This is a genomic window from Paenibacillus ehimensis NBRC 15659 (assembly GCF_004000785.1).
Lineage (GTDB): Bacteria > Bacillota > Bacilli > Paenibacillales > NBRC-103111 > Paenibacillus_G > Paenibacillus_G ehimensis.
This window is the reverse complement of record NZ_BILX01000096.1, coordinates 1-22,385: the sequence shown is the minus strand read 5'-3', so window position 1 is coordinate 22,385 and position 22,385 is coordinate 1. Positions and strand designations below refer to the sequence as shown.

Below are 22,385 nucleotides of genomic sequence, written 5' to 3'. Positions count from 1 at the left end.
GCATCAGCTCGAAATAATGGCGGGTCACCATCACGTTCTCCACGACCATCGGTCCCAGCGCATCCGGCGTCACGTTCCAGTTGCCGAGTCCGATAATCAGCACGCTCGCCTTCGGACCGATATTCACCTTTTGCAGAAATTTCTCGAACTCCTGAGCGAAGATCGTGGCCACCCGGTCCTGCAGATCGCTGTCTTTTTGACGCAGCGCCGGCACGTCCAAGGTTATATAATGACCCGGAAGCTTCCCGACCGCCTGGGAGCCCTCCTGGGAAGTAATATCGATCACGCTGACCCGGACGCCTTCCTGCTCGTACTGCGTCCGCTCAATGCCGGGTATTGTCATTCCGCCGGCCGATGCCAAATCGTGCGCCTCAAGGGCGAGATCCGTCCGCACGGAGTAAGCGCTCAAATCCAATCCCATGCTCTCGTCTCCTTTCATTCTGGCTCGCCAAGTTATTGTGTGAAAAAGCCAAATCCGTTATGCAAAAGTTTTACAGGCTTGGTCCGGCGTTTCTATTGCATTTTCATATCGCCCATGTTAGAATATTAAGAGTTGTCAACAAAACATGACCTATGTTTTTTTGCAAGTTGTGGTAGGAGGTGAACGTCATGCCAAACATTAAATCCGCGATTAAACGCGTGAAAGTAAGCGAGAAGCGCCGTCTTCGCAACGCTTCGCACAAATCCGCGCTCCGCACGGCTGTAAAAACAGCTGAAACTGCAATCGCAGGCACCAACGTGGAAACGGCTAAAGCCGCTCTGATCGCTGCCAGCAAAAAGTTGGACAAAGCAGTGACCAAAGGATTAATCCATAAAAATGCCGCTGCCCGCAAAAAGTCCCGTCTCGCGAAAAGACTTAACGCGCTTTCCGCTCAATCGTAAGGTACTTAAGCGGCGTTGCAGCAGATACGAGGGCTCAGTCCCCGTATCCGTTGTCAACAACATACATGCGATAAAGAAAGACCTTCAGGCATTCGTCCTGGCGGTCTTTTTTATTTGGGTCACAGTGATCTGAAAATAAAAGAGCATGACCGCTCCTTTCCGGAACAATCATGCTCTTCCTATGGCAACCTTTCAGGAGGCCAGCCGCAGCAAAAACATTTCCAAGCCCAGCACCTTGTCGATTTTCCCGCTCTTCATCCGGTAGTCCAGATCCGCCAGCTGCTGCAAAATGTCCGCGAGCCGCTTCAATTCGAACTTGTTCGCCTGACCGGCCGCCACCTTTACACCGTACGGATGGAGGCCGAGTTGGCTGGCGATCTGCTGCTGCGAATAACCCTGCTGCATCAAATCCTTCACTTGGAACATGATGCGGAACTGCCGGGCGATCAGCATGACGATTTTGATCGGCTCCTCCTTGCGGCGGATGAGCTCGCTCAGCATCGTAAACGCCTGGTCCAGCTTGACCTGAACGATATGCTCAATCAGTAAAAAGATGTTCTGCTCGATGCTTCTCGTGACGAGCTGCTCCAAATCTGCGGCTTGAAGCGTGCCGCCCTGACCGACGTAAAGGGCGCATTTCTCCACTTCCTTGACGAGCGCCTGAAGGCTGGTGCCCGTATACAGAATGAGCTGCTCCGCGACCCCGGGACCGAACGAAAAACCGGCTTTTTCCGCTTCCTGATTGACCCATCCCGTCAGTTCGTCCGCGGACAGCATGGCGCACGGGACAAGCGCGTCGGCTTCCTTCAGCGCCTTGACGATCTTTTTGCGCTCGTCCAGCTTGTCCGCCTCGACCGTAAAGACAATGATGGAGAAATCCGTCGGGGCTTTCAAATAGTCCGCAAGCCGTTCGAGCGAATGCTCCACTTTGCCGCTTTCCTTCGCGCCTGTCAGAAAAAGCGCGTTCGTCGCGACGACCAGCTTGCTCGGCACCATAAAAGGCAGCGTCTCCGCCTCCTCGATGACGGCATCGACCGGCGTTTCCGTCAGATCGTACCGCGATACGGCAAACGCTTTATGCTCCGGCTCGATCAGCTTGTCCGTTAACCGGGCGATCAGCTCCTGAATCAGATAGCTTTCCGCCCCGTAGGCTATGTATACAGGCTTAAACTGCCCCTTGCCGATATGCTTCATCGCCGTTTTGTAATCCATCGTGCCGCCCACCGATCCTTCCCGCTCTGCTTTACGTCCTTCATGATACCAACAACAAAGGGATTACGTCAAAGCCCCGAGGCCTGACCTAATCCCTTTGCCCGAAACCCATCTATATAAACACCTGCCCGGCAGGCTCTAGAAACCGGCCGGCAGATGGTCATACGACGTGAATCGTCTTCCGTCTTCATCTATTGTATATATACGTGAAAATACGCCGCAGGGTGCAATAGTTCTCTTTACCAATATGTTAAACTTTCATGAACATGTTGAAACCTGCTTTCGGTTACGGCTTGCTCTCCTTGACTTCCGTTTCCGTCTTGGCTTTCAGGTCGATGACGAACGTCTTGGACTGTTCGGCCATCTTGACCCGGTACGTCAATTTCCCGTCGCCGGACCATTCCACAAGCTCGATGCGATCCGCGCCCTTCCAATTGTAGCCGGAAGCATACAATTCTTTGCCTTCTTTGTCAAAAATAACGATTTTCTCTTCCCGGAGCGCCGCCTTATATTTCTCGTCCGGGGATGCAAGCTCGTGTGCCGCGGGCTTCGAGTCCGGTTTCCCGGCAATGCCCATATACGAACCGCCATTTTTCTCAACGGCGTCTTCCAGCGGCGGTTGATTGCCTGTCGCACCGGCGCTGCCCGGATCGCCCGTCCCGGACGCGACCGCTTCTTCCGACGGCTGGGACGGCTCCGAGGCGATGAATCCCTTGGCTTGCTCACCGCTGCCGTTCCTCGGCGCTATCATCTGTTGATCGCCTTGGTCTCCGGACGGAACCCCTTTTTCCTGTTCCGGAGAAGAAGCAGGCTGCTGAGGAGGCACCGCTGCCACATTGCGCTTCTCTGCCGGAATCTTCGATTGCTGCCCCTGAACGGGCTGCTCCGGTTGCGCCGCCTTGTCCCCGTCCCCAGGAGTCTGCTGCCGGGGTACGGCCGTTTGACCTGCGCTGCGGCCCGTATCCGCTGCATCGGAGCTTCCCGAGCGGGCAGGAGCTTCTTTGTTGGCGCCGCCGCTTCCTGCGGACGAATTTTGAGGCTTATGCGCCTCGGACGACGCTTTGTTATCGGTCTCGCCTGCGGGAAGAGACTTCTCCGCTTTGCCGGCCGTCTGCTCCGCCGGCTTGCTTTTGGCCGTCTCGGCCGCTTGGCCGGCCGCCGGCTGCCCCGCGCTTTCCGGTTTCTTATCCGTCATGGAGAGCAGCAATCTTCCTGCATCGGCCTCGGGATTGGACTGCTGGTTGTGGAACAGGAAAAATCCGAACACGAGCCCGGCCGCTACGACGCCGCCGAACACGGGGAAGGAAATCCATTCCCGCACATTTTTGCGCCAGCTCCCCCAAGTCGGACGGTTGGCCGCCGGATCAGGGGCGGTCCTTGCCCGCAGCGCTTCCGTCTCGCGCTCGATCTTGTCGGGAGCTTCATAAGGAGCATCCGGTACGGCTCCTGCCGCCTCAAGCTGCTCCAGCTTCGGCAATATGGCATCGACCAAGCTGAATGGCGGCGTTACCTTGGGCAAGCTCTCCAGCTCGTTCGATAAATTCACAAGACGTTCGAACAATTCCGTGCAATCCGGACACTGCTGCAGATGCTGAAGCATCCGGCCGTACTCCGTTTCATCGAGATCCCGGTCCAGGTATCTCTGCATCAGTTCGATCACCTCTTGACACATCATCCCCGTACACTACCTTTCCGTAACGATTCGTATATCCTCTTCATGCTGCGCCGCTTACCCTCGAACCGCGTCGCCGCTTGGCTTCTTGTACTCCCTCAGAATCGCTTGGAGCTGCTGTCTTGCCCGGAACAAATAAGATTTCACCGTGTTGATCGGCAGGTCCAGCGATTCCGCTATTTCATTGTAGGAAAAATCCTGCAAGTATCGAAGCACCACGACGGACCGATGGTGTTCGGGGAGCTTGTCGATTGCATCTCGGATGTCTTGAGCGATATACGTAGACATCACTTCGTCTTCTACCGTTTTATGGTCGGTAAAGCTCAAATCGTGCTGCTCGATCGAAACCGTAGGCTTAGCCCGGCGGAATTTATCGATGCACAAGTTGGTCACGATGCGCTGCACCCACGTTTTAAACTGAGCCTTTTCTTCGTAGGAATTGATCTTCGTATAAATTCGGATTAACGCTTCCTGAGCGGCGTCCATCGCATCCTGCTCGTTGTTCAAAATATAATAAGCGGTACGGTAGACGTGGTTTTCAATTTCGCGCAATAGGGTAATTAGAGCGTCGCGATCGCCCGACTGGGCAGCCTTGATAACTTCAGGCGCTACCACTGGGATCCCCCTCTCTTGCAACCTTATAAACGAGTGCGCCGGGCAAAATGTTGCACCCCGGAACATAACTCTATCAGCATATCAAATTTTGACTTCGAGGTATATAGAAGTTCTCCGCCTTGAACGGCCGATTTATGTCGTTCAATTATACGTGTACGCGGCTTTTTTGTTTCGCTGCAAAAAAGATCGGATTCCCCGCGGTTCCCCGGCCGACGATGATCGCTGCATTGCCCGGAGCTTCGCTGAGAATCCGATGATGAATGTGTCACTGTTTGACAACCGGCGGTCGGACTGTTTCTGCGTCGGCACCCTGCCGGCCGGCCGGAAAGATCGTGGCGAGCGCCCCGGCGCACACGATCAAGGCTGCCCCGATCAACGCCTCTTGGTAGTGCCCGCTGCCCGACACGATCCAGCCTGCAGCGATGGGACCGATCACCTGTCCGGTGCCGTAGACGGCGGTAAGGACCCCGACAAATCTTCCGGAATCGGCCGGCATCCGCTGCCGCGTCCATGAGACGGTCAGCGTCGTGACGCCCATGAACGTAAAGCCGAACAGCACGGCCCCGAGCAGCACGCCCGGCCAGGCCGGATAAACGACGGGGAGCGCAATCCCGACCGCTTGGAGCGCCATGGCGGCGAATAAAGCCGGCCTGCTGCCGATCCGGGCCGAGAGGAGGGACCACAGCCAGCACGAAGGAACGGCCGTCGCGCCGGCCAAGATCCAGCTCCAAGCTGAAAAAGAATGCATGGCCGGAAGCTGCTGCACATAAGCGACCAAAAACGTGCCGGTCACGATGTAGCCGAGCCCTTCCAGTCCGTAGACGATCAGCAGCCGTATTTTGAAGCTCGTCAGCGAGCTGCGGTCCTCCGGAACGGACAAAGGGGCACGGGCCTCCGCAACCCCGGCACCGGCTGGCTCCCGAAGCTTCGTCCACGCCAGGGCCAGCAAAACGGCGCATACGAGCGCCATGCCAAGCCATGTGCCGCGCCAGCCGTACTGCTCCTGCAGCCACGGCACCGCAAAGCCGGTCGCGGTAATGCCGAGGCCGACGCCGCTGTAAAAGAGCCCCACCGCATGATGAGGCTTCGACAGCCCCGCCACGCCGTCCATGACCAATCCGGACACGTAGACGAAGATCACAGCGCTTGCGAAGCCGGAGACGAAACGCAGCGCCAGCCACAGCGCATAGCTGTCTGTGCCCCCCATCCATGCCGTCGTCGCCACGCTGACGACAAGCGCAAGCTTCAGGCGGGTCAATCTGTTCTCCTTCCGGGTCCCCAAGGCAGTCATAATCGCACCGGCCAAATAACCCGCATAATTCGACGATGCCAGCGCGCCGGCGCCCGCCTCGGAAAACAGCTGCTGCTTCAGCATGAGCGGAAGAATCGGCGTATAAGCGAACCGCCCGACCCCCATTGCGATAAAAAGAGAAGCGATTCCCCCGCCGACTAATAATAGCGAGCGCTTTTTGTGCCCGTTCATTCCTATCCCTCCGCTTTCTCGTTAAAAACATGATTGTCTTGTCTATCGTAGACGCCACCTGATATCATGTAAATAAAATGATTTTGATAAGATGTATCATTTTTTTAGATACCAAAGGAGGCTCCGAGCATGCCGCTGGATACCGCAGCTCTTCAAGTCTTTCAGGCCGCCGCGCGGAGCGGCAGCGTCTCCAAGGCCGCCCAGCTGCTCAACTACGCGCAATCCAATGTCACGACGAAAATCAAGCAGCTTGAAAAAGAGCTTGGCGCCCCGCTCTTTTACCGGCATAACCGGGGCATTACGTTGACGCCTGCCGGCAAAACGCTGCTGGAGTACGCCGACAAAGCGCTGCGTTTATTGGAAGAGGCGCGCAAAGCGGTGCAGGACGCGTCGACGCCGACCGGTCCGCTGTCCATCGGGTCTATGGAAACGACCGCCGCCGTCCGGCTGCCCCATTTGCTGGCTGACTATCACCGAATGTGCCCGGAGGTCGATTTGGCTTTTGTGACGGGTCCGTCGCAGCATTTGATCCAGGCGGTGCTCGATTACAGCTTGGACGGGGCGTTTGTCATGGGACCCGTGGAGCATCCGGAGCTGCTGCAGGATTCCGTCTTCGAGGAAGAGCTTGTCCTTGTCACGGACGCATTGCGCCCGCGTCCTGAGTTTCCAAAGGAGTTGACGGACCGGACCGTCCTCGTCTTTCGTTCCGGCTGCTCCTACCGGGGCAAGCTGCTTGGCTGGCTTCAGGAGGAAGGCGTCATGCCCGTCAAAATTATGGAATTCGGCACTTTGGAGACGATTATCGGCTGCGTTGCGGCCGGACTTGGCGTCTCCTTGCTTCCCGAATCGATCGTGCGGAGCAAAGCCAGGGAAAGCCTTGTCCGATTCTATCCGATCCCGGAACGGCACGGACGGGTTCAAACGGTGTTTATCCGCCGGAAAGACGCCTATTTGACGCAAGCCTACAAGCTGTTTCTCCATGAGATCAAGCAGCGCTTCCTTTTGCCGGACAGCCCTGGCCAGCCATCTTAATTTGAGATGGCGGGTATCTGCTATTGCGATTTTACTTGACGAAACGGATTGCTTATGATGGGAGCATAGCAGGTTTGGATATGCCGTCATAGTTTTTTGGAAGGAGTGCTGTACTATGTTTTCTACCCCGATGACAGACATCGTCGGATGTGCCTATCCCATCATACAAGCCGGTATGGCCGGGGGACCGACGACACCGGAGCTTGTGGCCGCCGTATCGGAAGCGGGCGGCCTGGGGACGATTGGCGCCGGATATCTCCCGCCCGGGGAAATCAAGCGCGCCATCGAGGACGTCCGCCGTCTGACGGATCGCCCTTTTGCCGTCAATCTATTCACCCCTGAATCATTCGGTCCGCCCGATGAGACCGCTGCACGCATGAACGAGTGGTTAAACCGGTACCGGGAACGGTTGAAGCTTGCGACGGGAGCGATGCCCGCCAAGTTTCAGGAAGCGTTTGAAGAGCAGCTTCAAGTCGTTTTGGACGAACGCGTGCCCGTATTCAGCTTTACCTTTGGCATTCCTTCGCCAGAGCTGATCGGCAAGCTGAAAGGCCAGGGGATGAAGCTCATCGGGACCGCGACCACGGTTCGTGAAGCGTTGGCGCTTGAGGCGGCGGGGATCGACCTTATCGTCGCCCAAGGCAGCGAAGCCGGCGGACACCGGGGCACCTTCTTAGGCCGTTACGAGGACGGACTGGTCGGAACGATGGCGCTGGTTCCGCAAATCGTCGCCCAAGTCCGCACTCCCGTCATCGCCTCGGGAGGCATCATGGATGGGCGCGGCGTCGTAGCCAGCCTGGCGCTGGGAGCTTCCGGCGTACAGATGGGCACCGCTTTTCTGACCTGCGACGAAAGCGGAGCCCACGGGCAGCACAAGCGTGCCCTCCTTCAAAGCAGCGAAGAGGATACGACGGTGACCGTCGCTTTTTCGGGAAAAGCGGCCCGGGGAATCAAAAATGAATTTATTTCGGATATGGAGCAATATCCGGGGCTCATTCCCGAATATCCTATCCAAAATAAATTAACGCAAGACATCCGAAAAGCCGCGGCGAGCGAAAACAACCCGCAATATATGTCGCTCTGGGCCGGGCAAGCGCTGCGATTGAGCAGGACGCAATCCGCAGGCGAGCTGATCGGCGAGCTGATGAGCGAAGCAGCCGGCACGCTGCAGCGGCTAAATCAATACCGGGGATGACGACTTGCCGGTATACAAAAAAAGAGGCCTCTTCCAAGCGGATTTTCGTCTGCTTGGCAGAAAGCCTCTTTTTGATTTACATAAAACTGCTGCTGCCGGTCGCTTATCGCGGCATGTCCGTTTGGGGCTCCGAAAGCGCGCTTTCGCTTTGGCTGGCACGCTTGCTTTTCCATTCGGATACGACGATGCCGGCAAAAATAAGCCCGATGCCGAGCCACTGGAGCAAGCCGGTCTGCTCATGAAGCAGCAGGCTGGAGCACACAATGACAACGGGCAGCTCGATCGCCCCGATGATGGAGGCTACGCCGGTACTGAGATGCGGGGCCCCCTTGGTATACAAATACGGCGGAAGAATCATGCCGAACAGACTGAGAATGACCGCCCATCCCCACAGGCCGTTCGTCAGCGCGCCGCTCCACAGAAACGTCGGCGGATAAATAAGCGACACGACGATAACCGATCCAGTCAGCATCCACGAACTGCGCAAAATCGCAGGCACCTCGGTCGCGACCCTACCGCTGAAATAGACGGTCAGCGTATAGCTGGCGGCTGCAAGCAGCCCAAGCCCGATCCCGGTCCAGTTAAACTGAGGAACGCTGCCTTCGAGAAAACCGGAGGCGAACAGCGTCCCGGCCAGCACGACGACAACGCCGATGAGCTGAAACCTATTGGGCGCTTTTCTTTGCAGCAGCCAATCCGCGAGCAGCCCCATCCAGGTGAACTGGAACAGCAGCAGCACCGCGAACGACGCGCTCAACGTCTGCAGCGCGTAGTAGTAAAACACGCCGGTAAGCCCCGTAAACACCCCGCTGCCGAGCAGCTTCAGAAAGACGATCCCCGGCATCTTTTTCATGTAACCCCAGCAACGGATGCTCAGAAGCCACAGAGCCGCAAAGCCGAACAACACTTGGCTGCCCGTCACTTCGGCGGGCGAAAAACCGTCCTTATACGCCAGCTTGACGCAAGTGGACAGTATCCCGTACGATGCAGCGCCGGTCAATACCAACAGGCTAGCTTTGAATCGCTGCGAAAATATCATAACCGATCCTCGGTTCTAGTTAACCCTCACCCACCCGCGGTGGCTCCGGCCGTTATAACCGGAAGCCCCACAAACAAAAAATATAGCAAACTCTGGGCCGAGTTTCAAGACTTGTTTTTTATAAAGAACTGACTACAGTAAGTTTTCTGTTTGAAAATAGCTAAAAATGTGGTAATATTGCTGATATGTTTGCCTGACTGTGGTAAGGTAAACAAGTCATAGAGCCAAGGTGAATACGATGAGCCGAAGAGAAGAGATCAAGAAAGCCGCCGTCGGGCATCTGCTGCAATACGGTTACGAGGGCACGAAGCTGGCGGATATTGCCCAAGAGGTAGGGATTAAGAAACAGTCGATGTACGCTCATTTTGAGAGCAAGAAAGATTTGGTCGTCGAAATCCACGAGGATGCAACGAAGCAGGAAATCGCTTATTTGACTACGTTTTTTCACGAGCATAAGGGAGAGCCGCTTCAGACGCTGCTGCGCTCCTTTGTTGAAGAGATGAAAGACCGCTACGCGACCAACCGGAATGTGAAGCTGATGTTTCTGATGGCGTTTATGCCTCCCGAGCCGCTGCAGGAGCTGTGCATCACGATGTATGAGCTGTATTTGCATCATTTGCTTCATCTGCTGGAGCTGGCTTTTCAGCTCGATTCGACCACGCAGGTCAATCCGAAGGAAGGCGCGCTCGCCGTGCATACGATTTATGAAGGCTTGACCGCCAAACTGATTTTCGGCAGCCCGGATTATTTTATCCAAGCGGCCGAAACCACCTTTTCCTTATTGTGGAAAGGAATACTTAAAGAAGATCGCTAGAGGTGTATTATGCAACTTGAAAACAACAAGCTGACAGCCCTGGAATCCGATTCCGTAGGCAAAGTATTCGTCCGTTATTTGGTTCCGTCGATTGTCGGCATGTTTATGATGTCCATTAACGTCGTCATTGACGGCATTTTCGTCGGGCAGCGGCTTGGCGAGGTGGCGCTGGCGGGGGTCAACGTCGCCTTTCCGGTATTTTCGATTTATTTTGCCATATCGCTGTGGGTCGGAATCGGCGGTGCGGCTCTGTATTCCAGATCATTAGGCGCCAAGGATGCGGAGCAGGCACGCTCAATCTTTACTCATTCGCTTACGCTCATTTTCAGCTTGACGCTGGCCCTGGCGGGGATTGCTTATTTGTTCCGGGAAAAGCTGGCGCTGTTTCTCGGAGCCAATGACGAAACGATGCCTTATGCGATGGAATTTATGACCGTGCTGCTGAGCTTCGGCTTTGTCGTCACCGTGCAAAATGCGTTCAGCATCTTTGTCCGCAACGACGGGAACCCGAATCTGGCCATGATTTCACTGCTCGCGACAGCCGTATGCAATATCGGGCTCAATTACGTGCTGTTGTTTGTTCTCGACTTCGGCGTAGCCGGGTCCGCCTGGGCGCTGATCGGCGCATCGGCCATCGGGGCGTGCGTGCTGTTCACGCATTTTTTGCGCAAGGACAGCACGCTCCGCTTCGTCAAGCTGCGTTTGTCTTGGAAGCTGGCCAAAAGCACATTCACGATCGGCTTTCCGAGCTTCGTCGCGGAACTGGGCATCGCCGTCTTTACGGCAGGCTACAACATGGCGATGGTCCGGTGGGCGGGCACCTTAGGCGTATCGGCCTTTTCCATTCTGAACTACGTGCACAGCGTGGTGCTGATGTTGTTCATCGGCATGGGCTCGGGCATTCAGCCGCTGATCAGCTACTATCGTGGCGCGAAGCAGCATGCCCGGGAGCGGGAAACGATCCGCATCGCCGTAAAAACGTCGGTCGGCATCGGGCTGGGCGTGTTTCTGATCGGTCTGGTTACGGCGGACGGCATCGTATCCTTGTTCGGTTCGTTTACCCGGGAGGTTCAGGAGCTGGCCGCTTCCGGCATACGTCTGTTTTTCACCGCCTATTTGTTCATGGGCGTCAACTTTGTCATGATGACGTACTTTCAATCGACCGACCAAGTCAAAATGGCGACTTGGATTACCGTAGCGCGCGAGATGCTGATCATGGTCGCGCTGCTGTTCACCCTGCCCCGCGTCATGGGAACGACCGGGATTTGGCTCGCCATCCCGCTTTCGGAGCTGATCGTCGTCCTTACCGTGTATGCCTATATCCGCAGGCGCTCCCGCAGCGTCGCTTCGGTCAATGCCGCTTCTTAACGAAGCTGTGTCTCACCTTGAAACAGCGTTTCGTCATGAAAAAAGCCGCTCATCCCTATCTTTGTATGGGGCGGGCGGCTTTCGTGTTATGGGCGTGAGAACAGGGCAAGCCTGCAGACACGCCGTTCCCGCCATACCTTATTAGGGCCGAAGCTTCGTTCGCGTATAAATCTTTCCGCCTCGTACGGTCATCTGCACCTCCCCGTCCCTGTCCGTCCGCTGCACGCTGACACCGTGCGACGTCAGCCGGTCCAGCACCTGCCGGTTCGGATGCCCGTAAATGTTGTTCGCCCCGGCGGAGATGACCGCGTGCTTCGGCTGCCAAGCGATCAGCCACTCTTCGGCTGTGGACGACTTGCTCCCGTGGTGGGCAACCTTCAGCACATCGACGGGCTTGAATACGACCGATACCGGCGCTGCCGCACCCGCTGACGACTCACGTTCGCGAGCCGCAGGAGCTAATGCTTCCCCTTGAGCGAGCCCCCGCGATACCCCCGACCATCGATCAAGCAGCTTTCGCTCCTCGGCCTGCCCGATATCGCCTGTAAACAGCCAGCGGGTGCCCGCCATCTCCATTAAAAACACGACGGAGCTCGGGTTTTGATCCTGCTCTACACGCACTCCTTCCCGCTCTCCCTCCGGCAGCGGATACAAGAAATGAAGCGCCGTACCCGAACCAACTTGCAGCGTATCTCCAGCCTCCACCTCGACCAGCTCCGTTCCCCGCTCCAGCGCGGTCTGAAACAGCTTTTCCACGGCCGGCAGCGGCTTCAAGGTCCCGTTGAACAAAAATCGCCGCACCGGAATGTGCTCAAGCACCGCCTGCAAGCCGCCGAAGTGATCGGCATCCTGATGCGTCAAAATCAGCTCGTCGATCTTCTGCACGCCGCGTTTTTTGAGCAGCGGGACCAGCAGCTTCCGCCCCACTTCGTACGGGTCTCTCCGCTCCTTCCACGCCTCTCCCGGTTTACGGAAGGTGACCGTTCCTCCCCCGTCCACCAAGATCGTATGTCCTTCCGGCAGCGTCTGGATCAAAATGCTGTCGCCCTGCCCCACATCCAAAAACTGCACGCGTCCCTCCGCTGTTCCGCGTTCGGGATCGTAGCCGTACCAGAGCAGACCCGCGAAGCCGAGCAAGCTGGCAGGCAGCAGAACGTACCGGTTCATCGTTTGCCGGTTTATAAACGGCAGCTTATTGGTTTTCGCCCCATAAAGCATCGGTTCGGGCGCACCCGCCTCGTCCTTGGCCGCAAACGGCTGCAGCAGCACAAGCGCCGTGCACAGCAGCCCGTAATAAGCCAATATCCATACCGGCGAAGGGCTCGGCCAAATCGTTTGAAACGCATCCAGCGTGCTCGCTTGCTCCACCACATAAAACAGAAGCTCGTTCGTCTTGGCAATGAACCACCCGAGCCAGCCTGCTCCGGTCCCCCATAGGAACCCAATCAGCATTGCGGCCGTCCCGCCCGGCATCACCCATACGCTGAACGCAGGAACCAACGCGAAATTGGCAGCGAACGACAGCAGGGAAAATTGGTTGAAATAATAAATCGACAGCGGAAACGAGATCAGCTGCGCGACAACGGTAATGGAAAACGCATCCCTCAGCTTCGTATGCTTGACCGGCAGCAGCTTGTTCATTTGCGGAACGCCGAGAATGAGGCCCAGTGTCACCAGAAACGAAAGCTGGAAGCTGACATCCAGCAAGTAATACGGATTCCAGACGAGCATGCCGACTCCCGCGATCAGCGCGATATGGAGGCCGTCCTTGAGCCGGTTCCGGTAAGCGGCATACAAGCCGATCATCGCCATCAGGCCGGCCCGGACGATCGAAGGCGAAGCCCCGGTGACGGCGATATAAAGCGGCATCAGCGCCAGCGCGACAAGCAGATACGTTTCCCGCGTCAGTCCGAAGCGGCGCAGCAGCCAGATCAAGCAAGCCAGAAAAATAGCGACGTTGAGACCGGAGATGGCGATAATGTGAGTCAGGCCCAGCCGCGAAAAACGCTCAAACTGCTGTGGATCAATCTCATCCGTTAAGCCAATCAGCATGCCTTTCATAAAGCCGCTTTGGTCCGGAGGAAACAACCGGTCTACCTGCGCAGCAAGCCGGTCCCGGAAACGGTCGATGCCGCGCATGGCGAGCCAACCGCCCCAGTCGCCGGTTTCCGGCGGCGTGACGGTGAGTCCTGCCGTCCCTTTTGCCGTCATCTGCCAATGAATATGCTGGAGCCGCAAATAGCTCCGGTAATCGAAGCCGCCGAAGTTACGCGCTTCCGCCGGGCGGCGCAGCGTTCCGTCCAGCTCGATTCGGTCGCCCCGTTCCCAACGTCTCGCCGTCTCCTGCTCCTCCCGTGCAAGCAAGCGGATCGAAAACTGCATCCGCTCGCCCCTGCCGCCATTCCCGGGTTCCGCATGTTCGGGAATAGCGATCGATTCGGCTACGGCTTGAAAGGAAACACGGTCCCCGTCTACCGAAACCGGCGTGTCGATTCGCCCTTGAAAGTGGACGCCGCCTATTTCATCCGTTTGCAGTTCAACCAAGCTCAGGTTTCGGGCATCATGGTCGCCGTATATGCCCGCCGCTGCCGCGACGATCAACAGACTGCGGAGCCAGACGGTCCCCTTTGGTTTCATGATCATCGCGGCACAATACAGCATTCCTGCAGCGAGAGCCAGCCACAGATTCATCCATGGCAGCCGTACGACAACCGCAACGGCATAGCCTATACCCCAGCATACGGCGAACGCTACGATCGGTCTTTGAGACATCCGCTCCTCCTTCCAGCAACAAAAAAAGAACCTCTTCCAGGCGCATGCTTGACGCACGCCCAAAAAGAGGTTCTTCCTCTAAGCTTTAGATCGTTCTAATTTTTCACTTCACTGACTGTTCCGGCCGGAGGCTCGTAGTTTTCAAGCTGCCGGAACGTCATCCCGCGCTGCTTCATCAGCGCGCGCACCTTGTCATTGTCTTTCGGATACGGCCGGTGGAACACGATTTCCGACACACCGCTGTTCGCCAGCATATTCGCGCACGTCCAGCACGGCTGGTCGGTCACATAAACAACGGACCCTTCTCGGTCCTCACGGTCCGTAAACAACAGCAGGTTTTGCTCCGCATGGATCGTCCGGATGCAGCGCTGCTTCTTGACCACCTGCTCCTTGCCGTCCGATGCGACCAATTCGTACTCTTCCACGAGCATGCAGCCCGCTTCCGAGCAATCCGGCACGCCCATCGGAGCACCGTTGTACGCCGTGCCGAGCAGCTTCTTCCCCTGCACCAGGACGGCTCCAACGTGCCTTCGGCTGCATTGGGAGCGGGTGGAAGCCATATAGGCGATATCCATAAAATACGTATCCCAATCTTTACGTGCCATCATGCGGTTCAAGCTCCTTTATTTTTTACGGTTCTATTTCTGGCTTGCTTGGATCGCTTGGTCCAAATCGTAAATAATGTCGTCGATCGCTTCCGTCCCGATGGACAAGCGAATCATCCCCGGCGTGACGCCCGCCGCCGCCTGCTCCTGCTCGCTAAGCTGCTGATGCGTGGTGCTGGCCGGATGGATGATGAGCGACTTAGAATCGCCGACGTTCGCCAAGTGGGAGAACAGCTTTACGGCATTGATCACTTTGCGCCCTGCTTCCACGCCGCCTTTGATGCCAAACGTCATAATGGCGCCTTGGCCTTTAGGCAAATACTTTTTCGCCAGCTCATGCGACGAATGGCTCGGAAGGCCCGAGTAGCTTACCCAATCCACGGCTTCGTGCTTTTCCAGGAATTCGGCAACCTTCTGCGCATTCGAGCTGTGGCGCTCCATGCGAAGATGAAGCGTTTCGAGACCTTGCAGCAGGAGGAACGCGTTGAACGGCGAGATGGAAGCGCCCATATCGCGCAAAAGCTGCACGCGCGCCTTGATAATGTAAGCGATCGGCCCGACGGCGTCGGTATACACGACTCCGTGGTAGCTCGGGTCCGGATCGGTCAGACCGGCAAATTTGCCGCTGGCTTTCCAGTCGAACCGGCCCCCGTCGACGATAATGCCCCCGATCGAGGTGCCGTGTCCGCCGATAAATTTGGTCGCCGAATGAACGACAATATCCGCTCCGTGTTCGATCGGACGGCAAAGATACGGGCTCGGGAACGTATTGTCGATAATAAGCGGAATGCCGTTCTCATGCGCAATAGCCGCTACGGCCGCAATGTCGAGCACGTCGCCCCGCGGATTGCCGATGGCCTCGGCGAATACCGCTTTCGTCTTCGGCGTAATGGCCTTCCGGAAGTTTTCCGGATTGCTCGAATCGACGAAATGCACTTTGATTCCGATTTTAGCCAATGTATTTGCAAACAGATTGTAGGTGCCGCCGTACAGGCTGGACGATGAGACGATCTCGTCGCCCGCTCCGGCAATGTTAAGAATCGAGTACGTGATGGCCGCTTGGCCGGATGCCGTCGCCAGAGCCGCAGCTCCGCCTTCGAGCGCAGCAACGCGTTTTTCGAACACGTCGGTCGTCGGATTCATAATGCGCGTATAGATGTTGCCGAACTCTTTGAGGGCAAATAAATCGGCGGCGTGATCCGTATCGCGAAATCCGTAGGACGTTGTCTGGTACAAAGGAACTGCTCGGGACATTGTAGTCGGGTCAATCTCCTGTCCTGCGTGAACGGCCAACGTTTCCAAAGAAAGCTTGCGCTCTTCTGACATACTGCATCCTCCTTATGATGAACAGAAATGATGGATAATCGTACCTATTTTCGCACATTCCGCAGCAAAACGAAAGCTTTCTCCGCAAAACAATTCCAGACATAATTGCACGGCCTGGCCGGCTCAAGGCTCCAATGTCACGAGAGGCTTTATTTTTTGCAGCATTTTTTCGCCGATCCCCTTCACTTCCAGCAGCTGGTCCACGGATTTGAACGAACCGCCGAGCTTCTTGCGAAGCTCGACGATCGCTTGCGCCCGGCTGGCCCCGATTCCCGGGAGCTCGTCAAGCTGCCCGGCGGTAGCCGTGTTCAAATTGATTTTGCCCGGAGCGCTCTCCGCCGGCTTCGCGGCAGTTGCCTTCGCCGGACCGGAAGCCTCCCCGGCGGCAGAAGCTTCACCCGGCCGACGATCCGCTGCAGGAGGCTTGGCCGATGCTTCCGGGGAAGCCTTCTCCGCGACCGGGTTCCCTTGAGGCTCCGCCGCAGGGCTCTTTTCCCCCTTCGCTGCCTTCGCTTCGCCCGGGGGCGCGCTCGTCTGCCTTGCTTCGTTCTGCTCCTGAAGCAGTTTTCTCATTTCCTCATCCGCCGCCTTAAAGCCCGCCGGTACCCCGTCCGATGCCCAAGGGCGCCAAAGCAGCAGGACAATGACAGCACCGATAGCGAGCACCAGGCCGGCAAGACGAACCAGTGCTTTTTCCGAAAAATGGGGCATGACTCCACCTCGTTTCTTAATCGATCTTGACCGAAAAAAATCGTATGCATGGTTTTCGCTCTCTCTCATATACATGAAGAAGGCTGCAATCCAATCAGGGGGGATCGTCATGCAAATAGGATTTATCGGAACAGGCAGCATGGGCAGCATTCTCGTCGAAGCATTCATTCAATCCGGCGCAGTCAGCCCGGAGCAGCTTGTCGTGACCAATCGCACACCGCGCAAAGCGGAGCAGTTAGCGGAAAGCTACCCGGGCCTGCAAACAGCCCGTTCCAATAGGGAAGCTGCAGCCGGCACCCAGCTTCTTTTTCTGTGCGTCAAGCCAATGGAATTCAAAGCGGTCATCGATGACATCCGGGATGTCGTCGCTCCCGAAACGGTCGTCGTTTCCATTACAAGCCCGGTGCAGATTCGTCATTTGGAAGAACTGCTGCCCTGCAAAATCGCCAAGGTCATTCCAAGCATTACAAACTATGTACTCAGCGGCGCGACGCTGTGCATTTACGGGGATCGGATGACCGACGAGGATCAAGCGCGGCTGGAACTGCTGCTCTCCCATATTAGCGCCCCCATCCGCATCCGCGAGGAGCATACGCGCGTCTCTTCGGACATTACAAGCTGCGGCCCGGCGTTTCTGGCCTTCTTCGTGCAAAAATTCGTCGATGCCGCTGTCGCCGCCACCGGCATCTCCGAGACGGAGGCTACGCAGCTTGCGGCCGAGATGACGCTCGGCACCGGCAGGCTGCTGACCACCGGAGGCTTCACGCCCGCCTCCCTGCAGCAGCGGGTGTCCGTTCCCGGCGGCATTACCGCGGAAGGTCTCCGCATTATGCAAAAAGAGTTGTGCGGGGTCTTTGACGACCTGATCCGCACAACTCATGCTAAATACGATGAAGATGTGGAAAAGGTGGAAGCCCGTTTTTTCCGCCCGTAGGCCGAACAGAACGCGATGCTTTCACGTCCTTTTCCGCTATGAACCGCCGTGCTCCGAAACCGGAGTGCGGTTTTTTGTTTTTCCGGCGCTGTTTCTTTACCCTACGACGATATTGACAAGCTTGCCCTTCACGGCAATCACCTTGCGGACGGTTTTACCCGCCATCGCCTCTTTGACTTTGGCCAAGCCAAGGGCCAGCTCCTGCATCGTCGCTTCGTCGGCATCCGCCGCGATCGTCGCGCGGTCGGCGATTTTGCCGTTCACTTGGATGACGATCTCCACTTCGTTGTCGACCGTCCACGCTTCGTCGTACGCAGGCCATGCCTCATAAGTAACGGTACCGGAATGACCAAGCTTCTCCCACAGCTCCTCCGCCAAGTGCGGCGCGATCGGAGACAGCATTTGGACGAAGTTTTCCATGGCCGCCTTCGGCAGATGGTCCGTCTTGTATGCTTCGTTGACGAAGATCATGAGCTGGCTGATCGCCGTATTGAAGCGCAGCGCCTCATAGTCTTCGGTTACTTTCTTAATGGTGCGGTGCCAGGTCCGCTTGAACGCTTCGCTGCCTGCATCGTTGTCCTCGGTAATTTTCGCGCTCAATTGTCCGTCTTCACCGACGAACAAACGCCAAACGCGGTTAAGGAAGCGGAATGTGCCCTCTACGCCGTTCGCGTTCCAAGGCTTCGTCGCTTCCAGCGGCCCCATGAACATCTCGTACATGCGCAGCGTATCCGCGCCGTACTCGCCTACGATTTCGTCCGGGTTGATGACGTTGCCGCGCGATTTGCTCATTTTCTCCATGTTCTCGCCGAGAATCATGCCCTGGTTGACCAGCTTGTAGAAAGGCTCCTTCGTTTCCACGACGCCGAGGTCGTACAATACCTTATGCCAGAAACGGGCATACAGCAGGTGAAGCACCGCATGCTCCGCGCCTCCGATGTACAGGTCGACCGGCAGCCATTTGCGCTGCAGCTCCTTGGAGCAGATCTCATCCTTGTTCTTCGGATCGATAAAGCGCAGGTAATACCAGCAGCTTCCCGCCCATTGCGGCATCGTGTTCGTCTCGCGGCGTGCTTTGAGACCGGTCTCCGGATCTACCGTATTCACCCAATCCGTCACATTGGCAAGCGGCGATTCGCCGGTACCGGAAGGCTTGATTTCATCCACTTCCGGCAGCAGCAGCGGCAGCTGATCTTCCGGAACGGTTTTCATCGTGCCGTCCTCCAGGTGCAGAATCGGAATCGGCTCGCCCCAGTACCGTTGACGGCTGAACAGCCAGTCGCGGAGACGGTACGTTACTTTGCCTTGGCCTTTGCCATTGGCTTCAAGGTGCTCGATCATTCGCGCAATCGCCTGCTCGTTATTCAAACCGTTCAGGAAATCCGAATTGACGTGCGCGCCGTCGCCGGCATACGCTTCTTTGCTCACATCGCCGCCCTGCACCACTTCCAGAATCGGAAGGTCGAACTGCTTCGCGAATTCCCAGTCGCGCTGGTCGTGCCCCGGCACCGCCATGATCGCGCCTGTTCCGTACCCGGCAAGCACATAGTCGGCGATCCAGATCGGCACTTTGCTGCCGTTAACCGGATTGACCGCATAAGCGCCGGTAAAGACGCCCGTTTTTTCCTTCGCCAGATCGGTGCGCTCCAAGTCGCTTTTGCGGGCCGCGCGTTCCTGATAGTCTTTCACCGCTTGCGCTTGCTCCGGCGTCGTAATGCGGGCTACAAGCTCGTGCTCGGGCGCCAACACGCAATAGGTGGCCCCGAACAGCGTATCCGGACGGGTCGTGAATACCTTCAGGCTGTCGTTCCCGTGTCCGTCGATGGCGAACGTCACTTCGGCGCCTGTAGACTTGCCGATCCAGTTGCGCTGCATATCCTTGATGCTTTCGGACCAATCGAGCTCCTCAAGATCCTCCAGCAGGCGTTCCGCATATTCGGTGATCTTCAGCACCCATTGGCGCATCGGCTTGCGGATGACCGGATGGCCGCCGCGCTCGCTCAAGCCGTCGATGACTTCTTCGTTGGCCAGCACCGTTCCGAGCGCCGGACACCAGTTAACCGGCACCTCGTCCACGTAGGCGAGACCTTTTTTATACAGCTGGACGAAGATCCATTGCGTCCATTTATAATATTCGGGATCGGTCGTGCTTAATTCGCGCTCCCAATCGTAAGAAAAGCCGAGCGACTTGATCTGTCTGCGGAAATTATCGATATTGCGGAACGTGATGTCGCGCGGATGCTGTCCCGTATCAAGCGCATGCTGCTCCGCCGGCAGACCGAAGGCGTCCCATCCCATCGGATGCAGGACGTTATAGCCGCGCATCCGTTTATAGCGGGATACGATATCTGTCGCCGTGTAGCCTTCCGGGTGTCCGACGTGAAGGCCTGCGCCGGAAGGATACGGAAACATGTCGAGCGCGTAAAACTTCGGCTTGCTCTCGTCGTCCTGCACCTTGAACGTTTTGTTGTTCTCCCAATACTGCTGCCATTTCGGTTCAATCGCCAAGGGGTTGTACCCTTGCTGTTCTCTGGTTTCCTGTGCCATATTGTGTAGACCTCCTTCGATTCAAACAAAAAAGCCCTCATCGCTAGCGCAACGCTAGGGACGAGAGGCTTATTTCCCGTGGTACCACCCTAGTTGACTCAAGCATGCTTTGCCCGGGTCCACTCTCCCCTTAACGCGGGGTACGTTTACGGCTGTGACCGGCGAAGCTTGCGCTTTGTTGCGGTCTTTTGGCCAAACGGCTCGAAGATGAGTTCGCTGCCCGCTTCTACCGGTTCCCACCCGCCACCGGCTCTCTGAAAGAAAGCGCTGCAGTTACTAGTTCTTGTCACGGCCTTTTGCATATATGCTCCAATTAGGTTTCATTATATGAAAAACGATTCCTCCGTGTCAAGCCGGGTCCCGATTTTCCCCTGGCTGCCGGATAAAATGCCGCCGGGCCAAGCGCAAACGGCCCCGTCCCGGTTACATCCTCCGCAGCTTGGCCATACTTTGTAATAAATGTTTTCTATTCGAAGCTTACGGAGGATGGATCGAAATGAAAGGTTTCGTCAACGGAGTCATGCTGTCGCTCCCGCTGTGGGGGATGATCCTGTGCCTGCTGCAGCTGATTCTCCATTTAACACGTTAACCCCGACTTCAAGCCCGCTGCTTCACCGCCACAAAAAACGCCCGCTGCGTATCGTCCGTCGGCGCTTTGAACGTAAAGTCCGCATAGCACGCCGTCTCGCAAAAACCGGCCGCGCGCAGCCGCTCCTGCACCCAATCGAGCGGATACGCCCGCTGCACGTGCAGCTCCTCGATCCGGTGATACCGCTCCGTAATGGCGTCGTCGGACCCTTCCGCCCAAGCGTCCCCTTCCCGCACGAACAACGTCAGCTCATGCTCGATTTCACACCGGCCCGGATCGAAATCGCAGGTCCAGATGTAGGCGACGTCGTCGTCGTTCAGGAAAAACGGCTGCGATTCCGCATAGCTCTGAAGCTGGCTCGGCGTGTGCATGTCGAACACGAACACGCCGCCCGGCCCCAGCCCGTCGTAGACCTGCTTGAAGGTCCGCTCGATGTCTTCTTCCTCCAGCAAATAGTTCAGGCAATCGCAAAACGAGATGACCGCGTCGACTTGGCGGCCAAGCTCCCATTCGCGCATGTCCTGCTGGAGCCACATCACGCTTCCGCCCGCAGGGAAAGGCTTGCGCCGCTGGGCGTCGTCCGATTTTTGACTGGCCATGGACAGCATGTCCTCCGACAGATCGATGCCGACGACTTCGTAGCCGAGCTGCGCCAGAGGGACCGCTATGCTGCCCGTGCCGCAGCCCAGATCGACCACGCTTCGGGGCGTCCCGAACTTGTCCCAGCACTGGCGCGCAAAGCGGAGCCAATCGTCATAGGGCATATCCTCCATCAGCCGGTCGTATAGATAGGAAAATTGTTCGTAAGCCACGGCTTGCTCCTCCTTCACCGAACAGACAAAGGCCGGCTCCGAACGGCCTTCATTCGGATGCCGGCTGCGATGCCGCTTCTTTTTTCAAATAAGTCCAGCTGCCTTCCTGATAAATCAGGCCTTCCTTCATCAGCTTGCCGATGGCGCGCTTGAAGGCGGATTTGCTCATGCCGAACCGCTGGGTGATCAAGTCGGCCGGAGTTTCGTCCGAATACGGCATCGCCTGATTCGGGCGCTCCTTCAGAAAAGCGAGCAGCTTCTCTGCATCGGTGTCTCGTCCGACTTCCTTCCGCTCGCGCATCGAGCAGTTGACATTGCCGTCCTCGCGCACGAACGTGACGCGCACTTTCACCTGTTCCCCGAGACGCAGCAGCCGGGTTCTCTCGGACGCATGAATGAAGCCGATGACGCCAAAGCCGACCACGCCGCCGTCGCAGACGACGAAGGAGCCCATTTGCAGCGGCTTATAGACGCGGGCGTCGACCCAGGTGTTGCGCCAGCTTGCCGGGGCATCGAAGCACAGCCGCTTGAGCCGGTCTTCTCCGGCAACTTTGGCGACAAGCCGTCCTTGCCGGTCGTGAGCGAGTACGACGAACACACGGTCCCCGACTTCGGGTCGCAGCTCCTTAAGCTCGGGCAGCTCTTTAAAAGGAAGCAGCAAATGACGCCCGAGCCCCATTTCGAGAAAACAGCCGAAACGCGGATGAATGTCGACCACTTCCAAGAGTGCGACTTCTCCGAGCGTCACGAGCGGCTTGCGCATCGTGGCCGCCAGCC

The 22,385-nt window shown here is 57.0% G+C and carries 19 protein-coding genes and 1 other annotated feature; of the genes, 6 read left to right on the top strand and 13 right to left on the bottom strand.

What is annotated here, in order from left to right; all coding sequences use genetic code 11:
* On the bottom strand, positions 1 to 421 hold a 421-nt coding region (gpr, locus tag PEH01S_RS30875; RefSeq protein ID WP_127490022.1), incomplete at its 3' end, for a GPR endopeptidase.
* Positions 422 to 609: 188 nt separating this feature from the next.
* On the opposite strand from gpr, the gene rpsT reads away from it, so the two are divergent.
* Complete coding sequence (gene rpsT / locus PEH01S_RS30870) at positions 610 to 882, top strand: 30S ribosomal protein S20 (protein ID WP_010495603.1); 273 nt, start codon at positions 610 to 612, stop codon at positions 880 to 882.
* Between the two features lie 192 nt (positions 883 to 1,074).
* Here rpsT and holA read toward each other — a convergent pair whose 3' ends face one another.
* The 4 genes from holA to PEH01S_RS30850 all read right to left on the bottom strand — a co-directional run bounded on the left by holA (position 1,075) and on the right by PEH01S_RS30850 (position 5,864).
* On the bottom strand, positions 1,075 to 2,094 hold the full coding sequence (holA, locus tag PEH01S_RS30865; protein ID WP_127490019.1) for a DNA polymerase III subunit delta: 1,020 nt from the start codon (positions 2,092 to 2,094) through the stop codon (positions 1,075 to 1,077).
* Positions 2,095 to 2,380: 286 nt separating this feature from the next.
* On the bottom strand, positions 2,381 to 3,766 hold the full coding sequence (locus PEH01S_RS30860) for an anti-sigma factor family protein (protein WP_281281545.1): 1,386 nt from the start codon (positions 3,764 to 3,766) through the stop codon (positions 2,381 to 2,383).
* A gap of 57 nt (positions 3,767 to 3,823) precedes the next feature.
* Positions 3,824 to 4,381: an RNA polymerase sigma factor gene (locus tag PEH01S_RS30855; RefSeq protein ID WP_025851325.1), complete on the bottom strand. Its 558-nt coding sequence runs from the start codon at positions 4,379 to 4,381 to the stop codon at positions 3,824 to 3,826.
* Positions 4,382 to 4,646: 265 nt separating this feature from the next.
* Positions 4,647 to 5,864, bottom strand: coding sequence for a YbfB/YjiJ family MFS transporter (locus tag PEH01S_RS30850; RefSeq protein WP_127490015.1), 1,218 nt, complete (start codon positions 5,862 to 5,864; stop codon positions 4,647 to 4,649).
* Positions 5,865 to 5,999: 135 nt separating this feature from the next.
* Here PEH01S_RS30850 and PEH01S_RS30845 point away from each other — a divergent pair, with 135 nt between their 5' ends.
* Positions 6,000 to 6,896, top strand: coding sequence for a LysR family transcriptional regulator (locus tag PEH01S_RS30845; RefSeq protein WP_127490024.1), 897 nt, complete (start codon positions 6,000 to 6,002; stop codon positions 6,894 to 6,896).
* Positions 6,897 to 7,011: 115 nt separating this feature from the next.
* Positions 7,012 to 8,091 (top strand): NAD(P)H-dependent flavin oxidoreductase, encoded by a 1,080-nt coding sequence (locus tag PEH01S_RS30840; protein WP_025851328.1) that lies wholly within the window; start codon positions 7,012 to 7,014, stop codon positions 8,089 to 8,091.
* A gap of 103 nt (positions 8,092 to 8,194) precedes the next feature.
* On the opposite strand, the gene PEH01S_RS30835 is transcribed toward PEH01S_RS30840, so the two are convergent.
* Positions 8,195 to 9,130 carry an EamA family transporter gene (locus tag PEH01S_RS30835; protein WP_036714793.1) on the bottom strand — a complete coding sequence of 312 codons (936 nt, stop codon included), beginning with the start codon at positions 9,128 to 9,130 and terminating at the stop codon, positions 8,195 to 8,197.
* A 238-nt stretch (positions 9,131 to 9,368) separates the two neighbouring features.
* Here PEH01S_RS30835 and PEH01S_RS35930 point away from each other — a divergent pair, with 238 nt between their 5' ends.
* Both PEH01S_RS35930 and PEH01S_RS30825 read left to right on the top strand, forming a co-directional pair.
* Positions 9,369 to 9,944: a TetR/AcrR family transcriptional regulator gene (locus PEH01S_RS35930; RefSeq protein WP_025851332.1), complete on the top strand. Its 576-nt coding sequence runs from the start codon at positions 9,369 to 9,371 to the stop codon at positions 9,942 to 9,944.
* A gap of 9 nt (positions 9,945 to 9,953) precedes the next feature.
* Complete coding sequence (locus PEH01S_RS30825; RefSeq protein WP_164828096.1) at positions 9,954 to 11,312, top strand: MATE family efflux transporter; 1,359 nt, start codon at positions 9,954 to 9,956, stop codon at positions 11,310 to 11,312.
* Between the two features lie 141 nt (positions 11,313 to 11,453).
* Here PEH01S_RS30825 and PEH01S_RS30820 read toward each other — a convergent pair whose 3' ends face one another.
* The 4 genes from PEH01S_RS30820 to PEH01S_RS30805 all read right to left on the bottom strand — a co-directional run bounded on the left by PEH01S_RS30820 (position 11,454) and on the right by PEH01S_RS30805 (position 16,726).
* Complete coding sequence (locus PEH01S_RS30820; protein WP_127490011.1) at positions 11,454 to 14,084, bottom strand: ComEC/Rec2 family competence protein; 2,631 nt, start codon at positions 14,082 to 14,084, stop codon at positions 11,454 to 11,456.
* Positions 14,085 to 14,179: 95 nt separating this feature from the next.
* Entirely contained in the window at positions 14,180 to 14,692 is a 513-nt protein-coding gene (locus PEH01S_RS30815; protein ID WP_025851337.1) for a deoxycytidylate deaminase, read from the bottom strand.
* A gap of 30 nt (positions 14,693 to 14,722) precedes the next feature.
* Positions 14,723 to 16,015 carry a homocysteine synthase gene (locus PEH01S_RS30810; protein WP_127490009.1) on the bottom strand — a complete coding sequence of 431 codons (1,293 nt, stop codon included), beginning with the start codon at positions 16,013 to 16,015 and terminating at the stop codon, positions 14,723 to 14,725.
* A gap of 123 nt (positions 16,016 to 16,138) precedes the next feature.
* The gene (locus PEH01S_RS30805) at positions 16,139 to 16,726 is read right to left on the bottom strand and encodes a ComEA family DNA-binding protein (protein WP_025851341.1); all 588 of its coding nucleotides are present in this window, start codon (positions 16,724 to 16,726) and stop codon (positions 16,139 to 16,141) included.
* A 109-nt stretch (positions 16,727 to 16,835) separates the two neighbouring features.
* On the opposite strand from PEH01S_RS30805, the gene comER reads away from it, so the two are divergent.
* Positions 16,836 to 17,660 carry a late competence protein ComER gene (comER, locus tag PEH01S_RS30800; RefSeq protein ID WP_025851342.1) on the top strand — a complete coding sequence of 275 codons (825 nt, stop codon included), beginning with the start codon at positions 16,836 to 16,838 and terminating at the stop codon, positions 17,658 to 17,660.
* Positions 17,661 to 17,756: 96 nt separating this feature from the next.
* Here the strand turns inward: comER and leuS are convergent, their stop codons facing one another.
* The 3 genes from leuS to PEH01S_RS30785 all read right to left on the bottom strand — a co-directional run.
* Positions 17,757 to 20,207, bottom strand: a complete 2,451-nt coding sequence (leuS, locus tag PEH01S_RS30795) for a leucine--tRNA ligase (RefSeq protein WP_127490007.1) — start codon at positions 20,205 to 20,207, stop codon at positions 17,757 to 17,759.
* 53 nt (positions 20,208 to 20,260) lie between these two features.
* Positions 20,261 to 20,506 (bottom strand) — a binding site (T-box leader).
* A 298-nt stretch (positions 20,507 to 20,804) separates the two neighbouring features.
* Positions 20,805 to 21,608, bottom strand: coding sequence for a class I SAM-dependent DNA methyltransferase (locus tag PEH01S_RS30790; RefSeq protein ID WP_127490005.1), 804 nt, complete (start codon positions 21,606 to 21,608; stop codon positions 20,805 to 20,807).
* A gap of 49 nt (positions 21,609 to 21,657) precedes the next feature.
* Positions 21,658 to 22,385: CvfB family protein (locus PEH01S_RS30785; RefSeq protein WP_127490003.1), on the bottom strand; the 728-nt coding region annotated here is incomplete at its 5' end.

Bases quoted from the DNA above. Each gene is read 5' to 3' on its own strand.
- rpsT (WP_010495603.1), top strand. From the start codon at position 610: ATGCCAAACATTAAATCCGCGATTAAACGCGTGAAAGTAAGCGAGAAG.
- holA (WP_127490019.1), bottom strand. From the start codon at position 2,094: ATGGATTACAAAACGGCGATGAAGCATATCGGCAAGGGGCAGTTTAAG.
- PEH01S_RS30860 (WP_281281545.1), bottom strand. From the start codon at position 3,766: ATGTGTCAAGAGGTGATCGAACTGATGCAGAGATACCTGGACCGGGAT.
- PEH01S_RS30850 (WP_127490015.1), bottom strand. From the start codon at position 5,864: ATGAACGGGCACAAAAAGCGCTCGCTATTATTAGTCGGCGGGGGAATC.
- PEH01S_RS30840 (WP_025851328.1), top strand. From the start codon at position 7,012: ATGTTTTCTACCCCGATGACAGACATCGTCGGATGTGCCTATCCCATC.
- PEH01S_RS30835 (WP_036714793.1), bottom strand. From the start codon at position 9,130: ATGATATTTTCGCAGCGATTCAAAGCTAGCCTGTTGGTATTGACCGGC.
- PEH01S_RS35930 (WP_025851332.1), top strand. From the start codon at position 9,369: ATGAGCCGAAGAGAAGAGATCAAGAAAGCCGCCGTCGGGCATCTGCTG.
- PEH01S_RS30825 (WP_164828096.1), top strand. From the start codon at position 9,954: ATGCAACTTGAAAACAACAAGCTGACAGCCCTGGAATCCGATTCCGTA.
- PEH01S_RS30820 (WP_127490011.1), bottom strand. From the start codon at position 14,084: ATGTCTCAAAGACCGATCGTAGCGTTCGCCGTATGCTGGGGTATAGGC.
- PEH01S_RS30815 (WP_025851337.1), bottom strand. From the start codon at position 14,692: ATGATGGCACGTAAAGATTGGGATACGTATTTTATGGATATCGCCTAT.
- PEH01S_RS30810 (WP_127490009.1), bottom strand. From the start codon at position 16,015: ATGTCAGAAGAGCGCAAGCTTTCTTTGGAAACGTTGGCCGTTCACGCA.
- PEH01S_RS30805 (WP_025851341.1), bottom strand. From the start codon at position 16,726: ATGCCCCATTTTTCGGAAAAAGCACTGGTTCGTCTTGCCGGCCTGGTG.
- comER (WP_025851342.1), top strand. From the start codon at position 16,836: ATGCAAATAGGATTTATCGGAACAGGCAGCATGGGCAGCATTCTCGTC.
- leuS (WP_127490007.1), bottom strand. From the start codon at position 20,207: ATGGCACAGGAAACCAGAGAACAGCAAGGGTACAACCCCTTGGCGATT.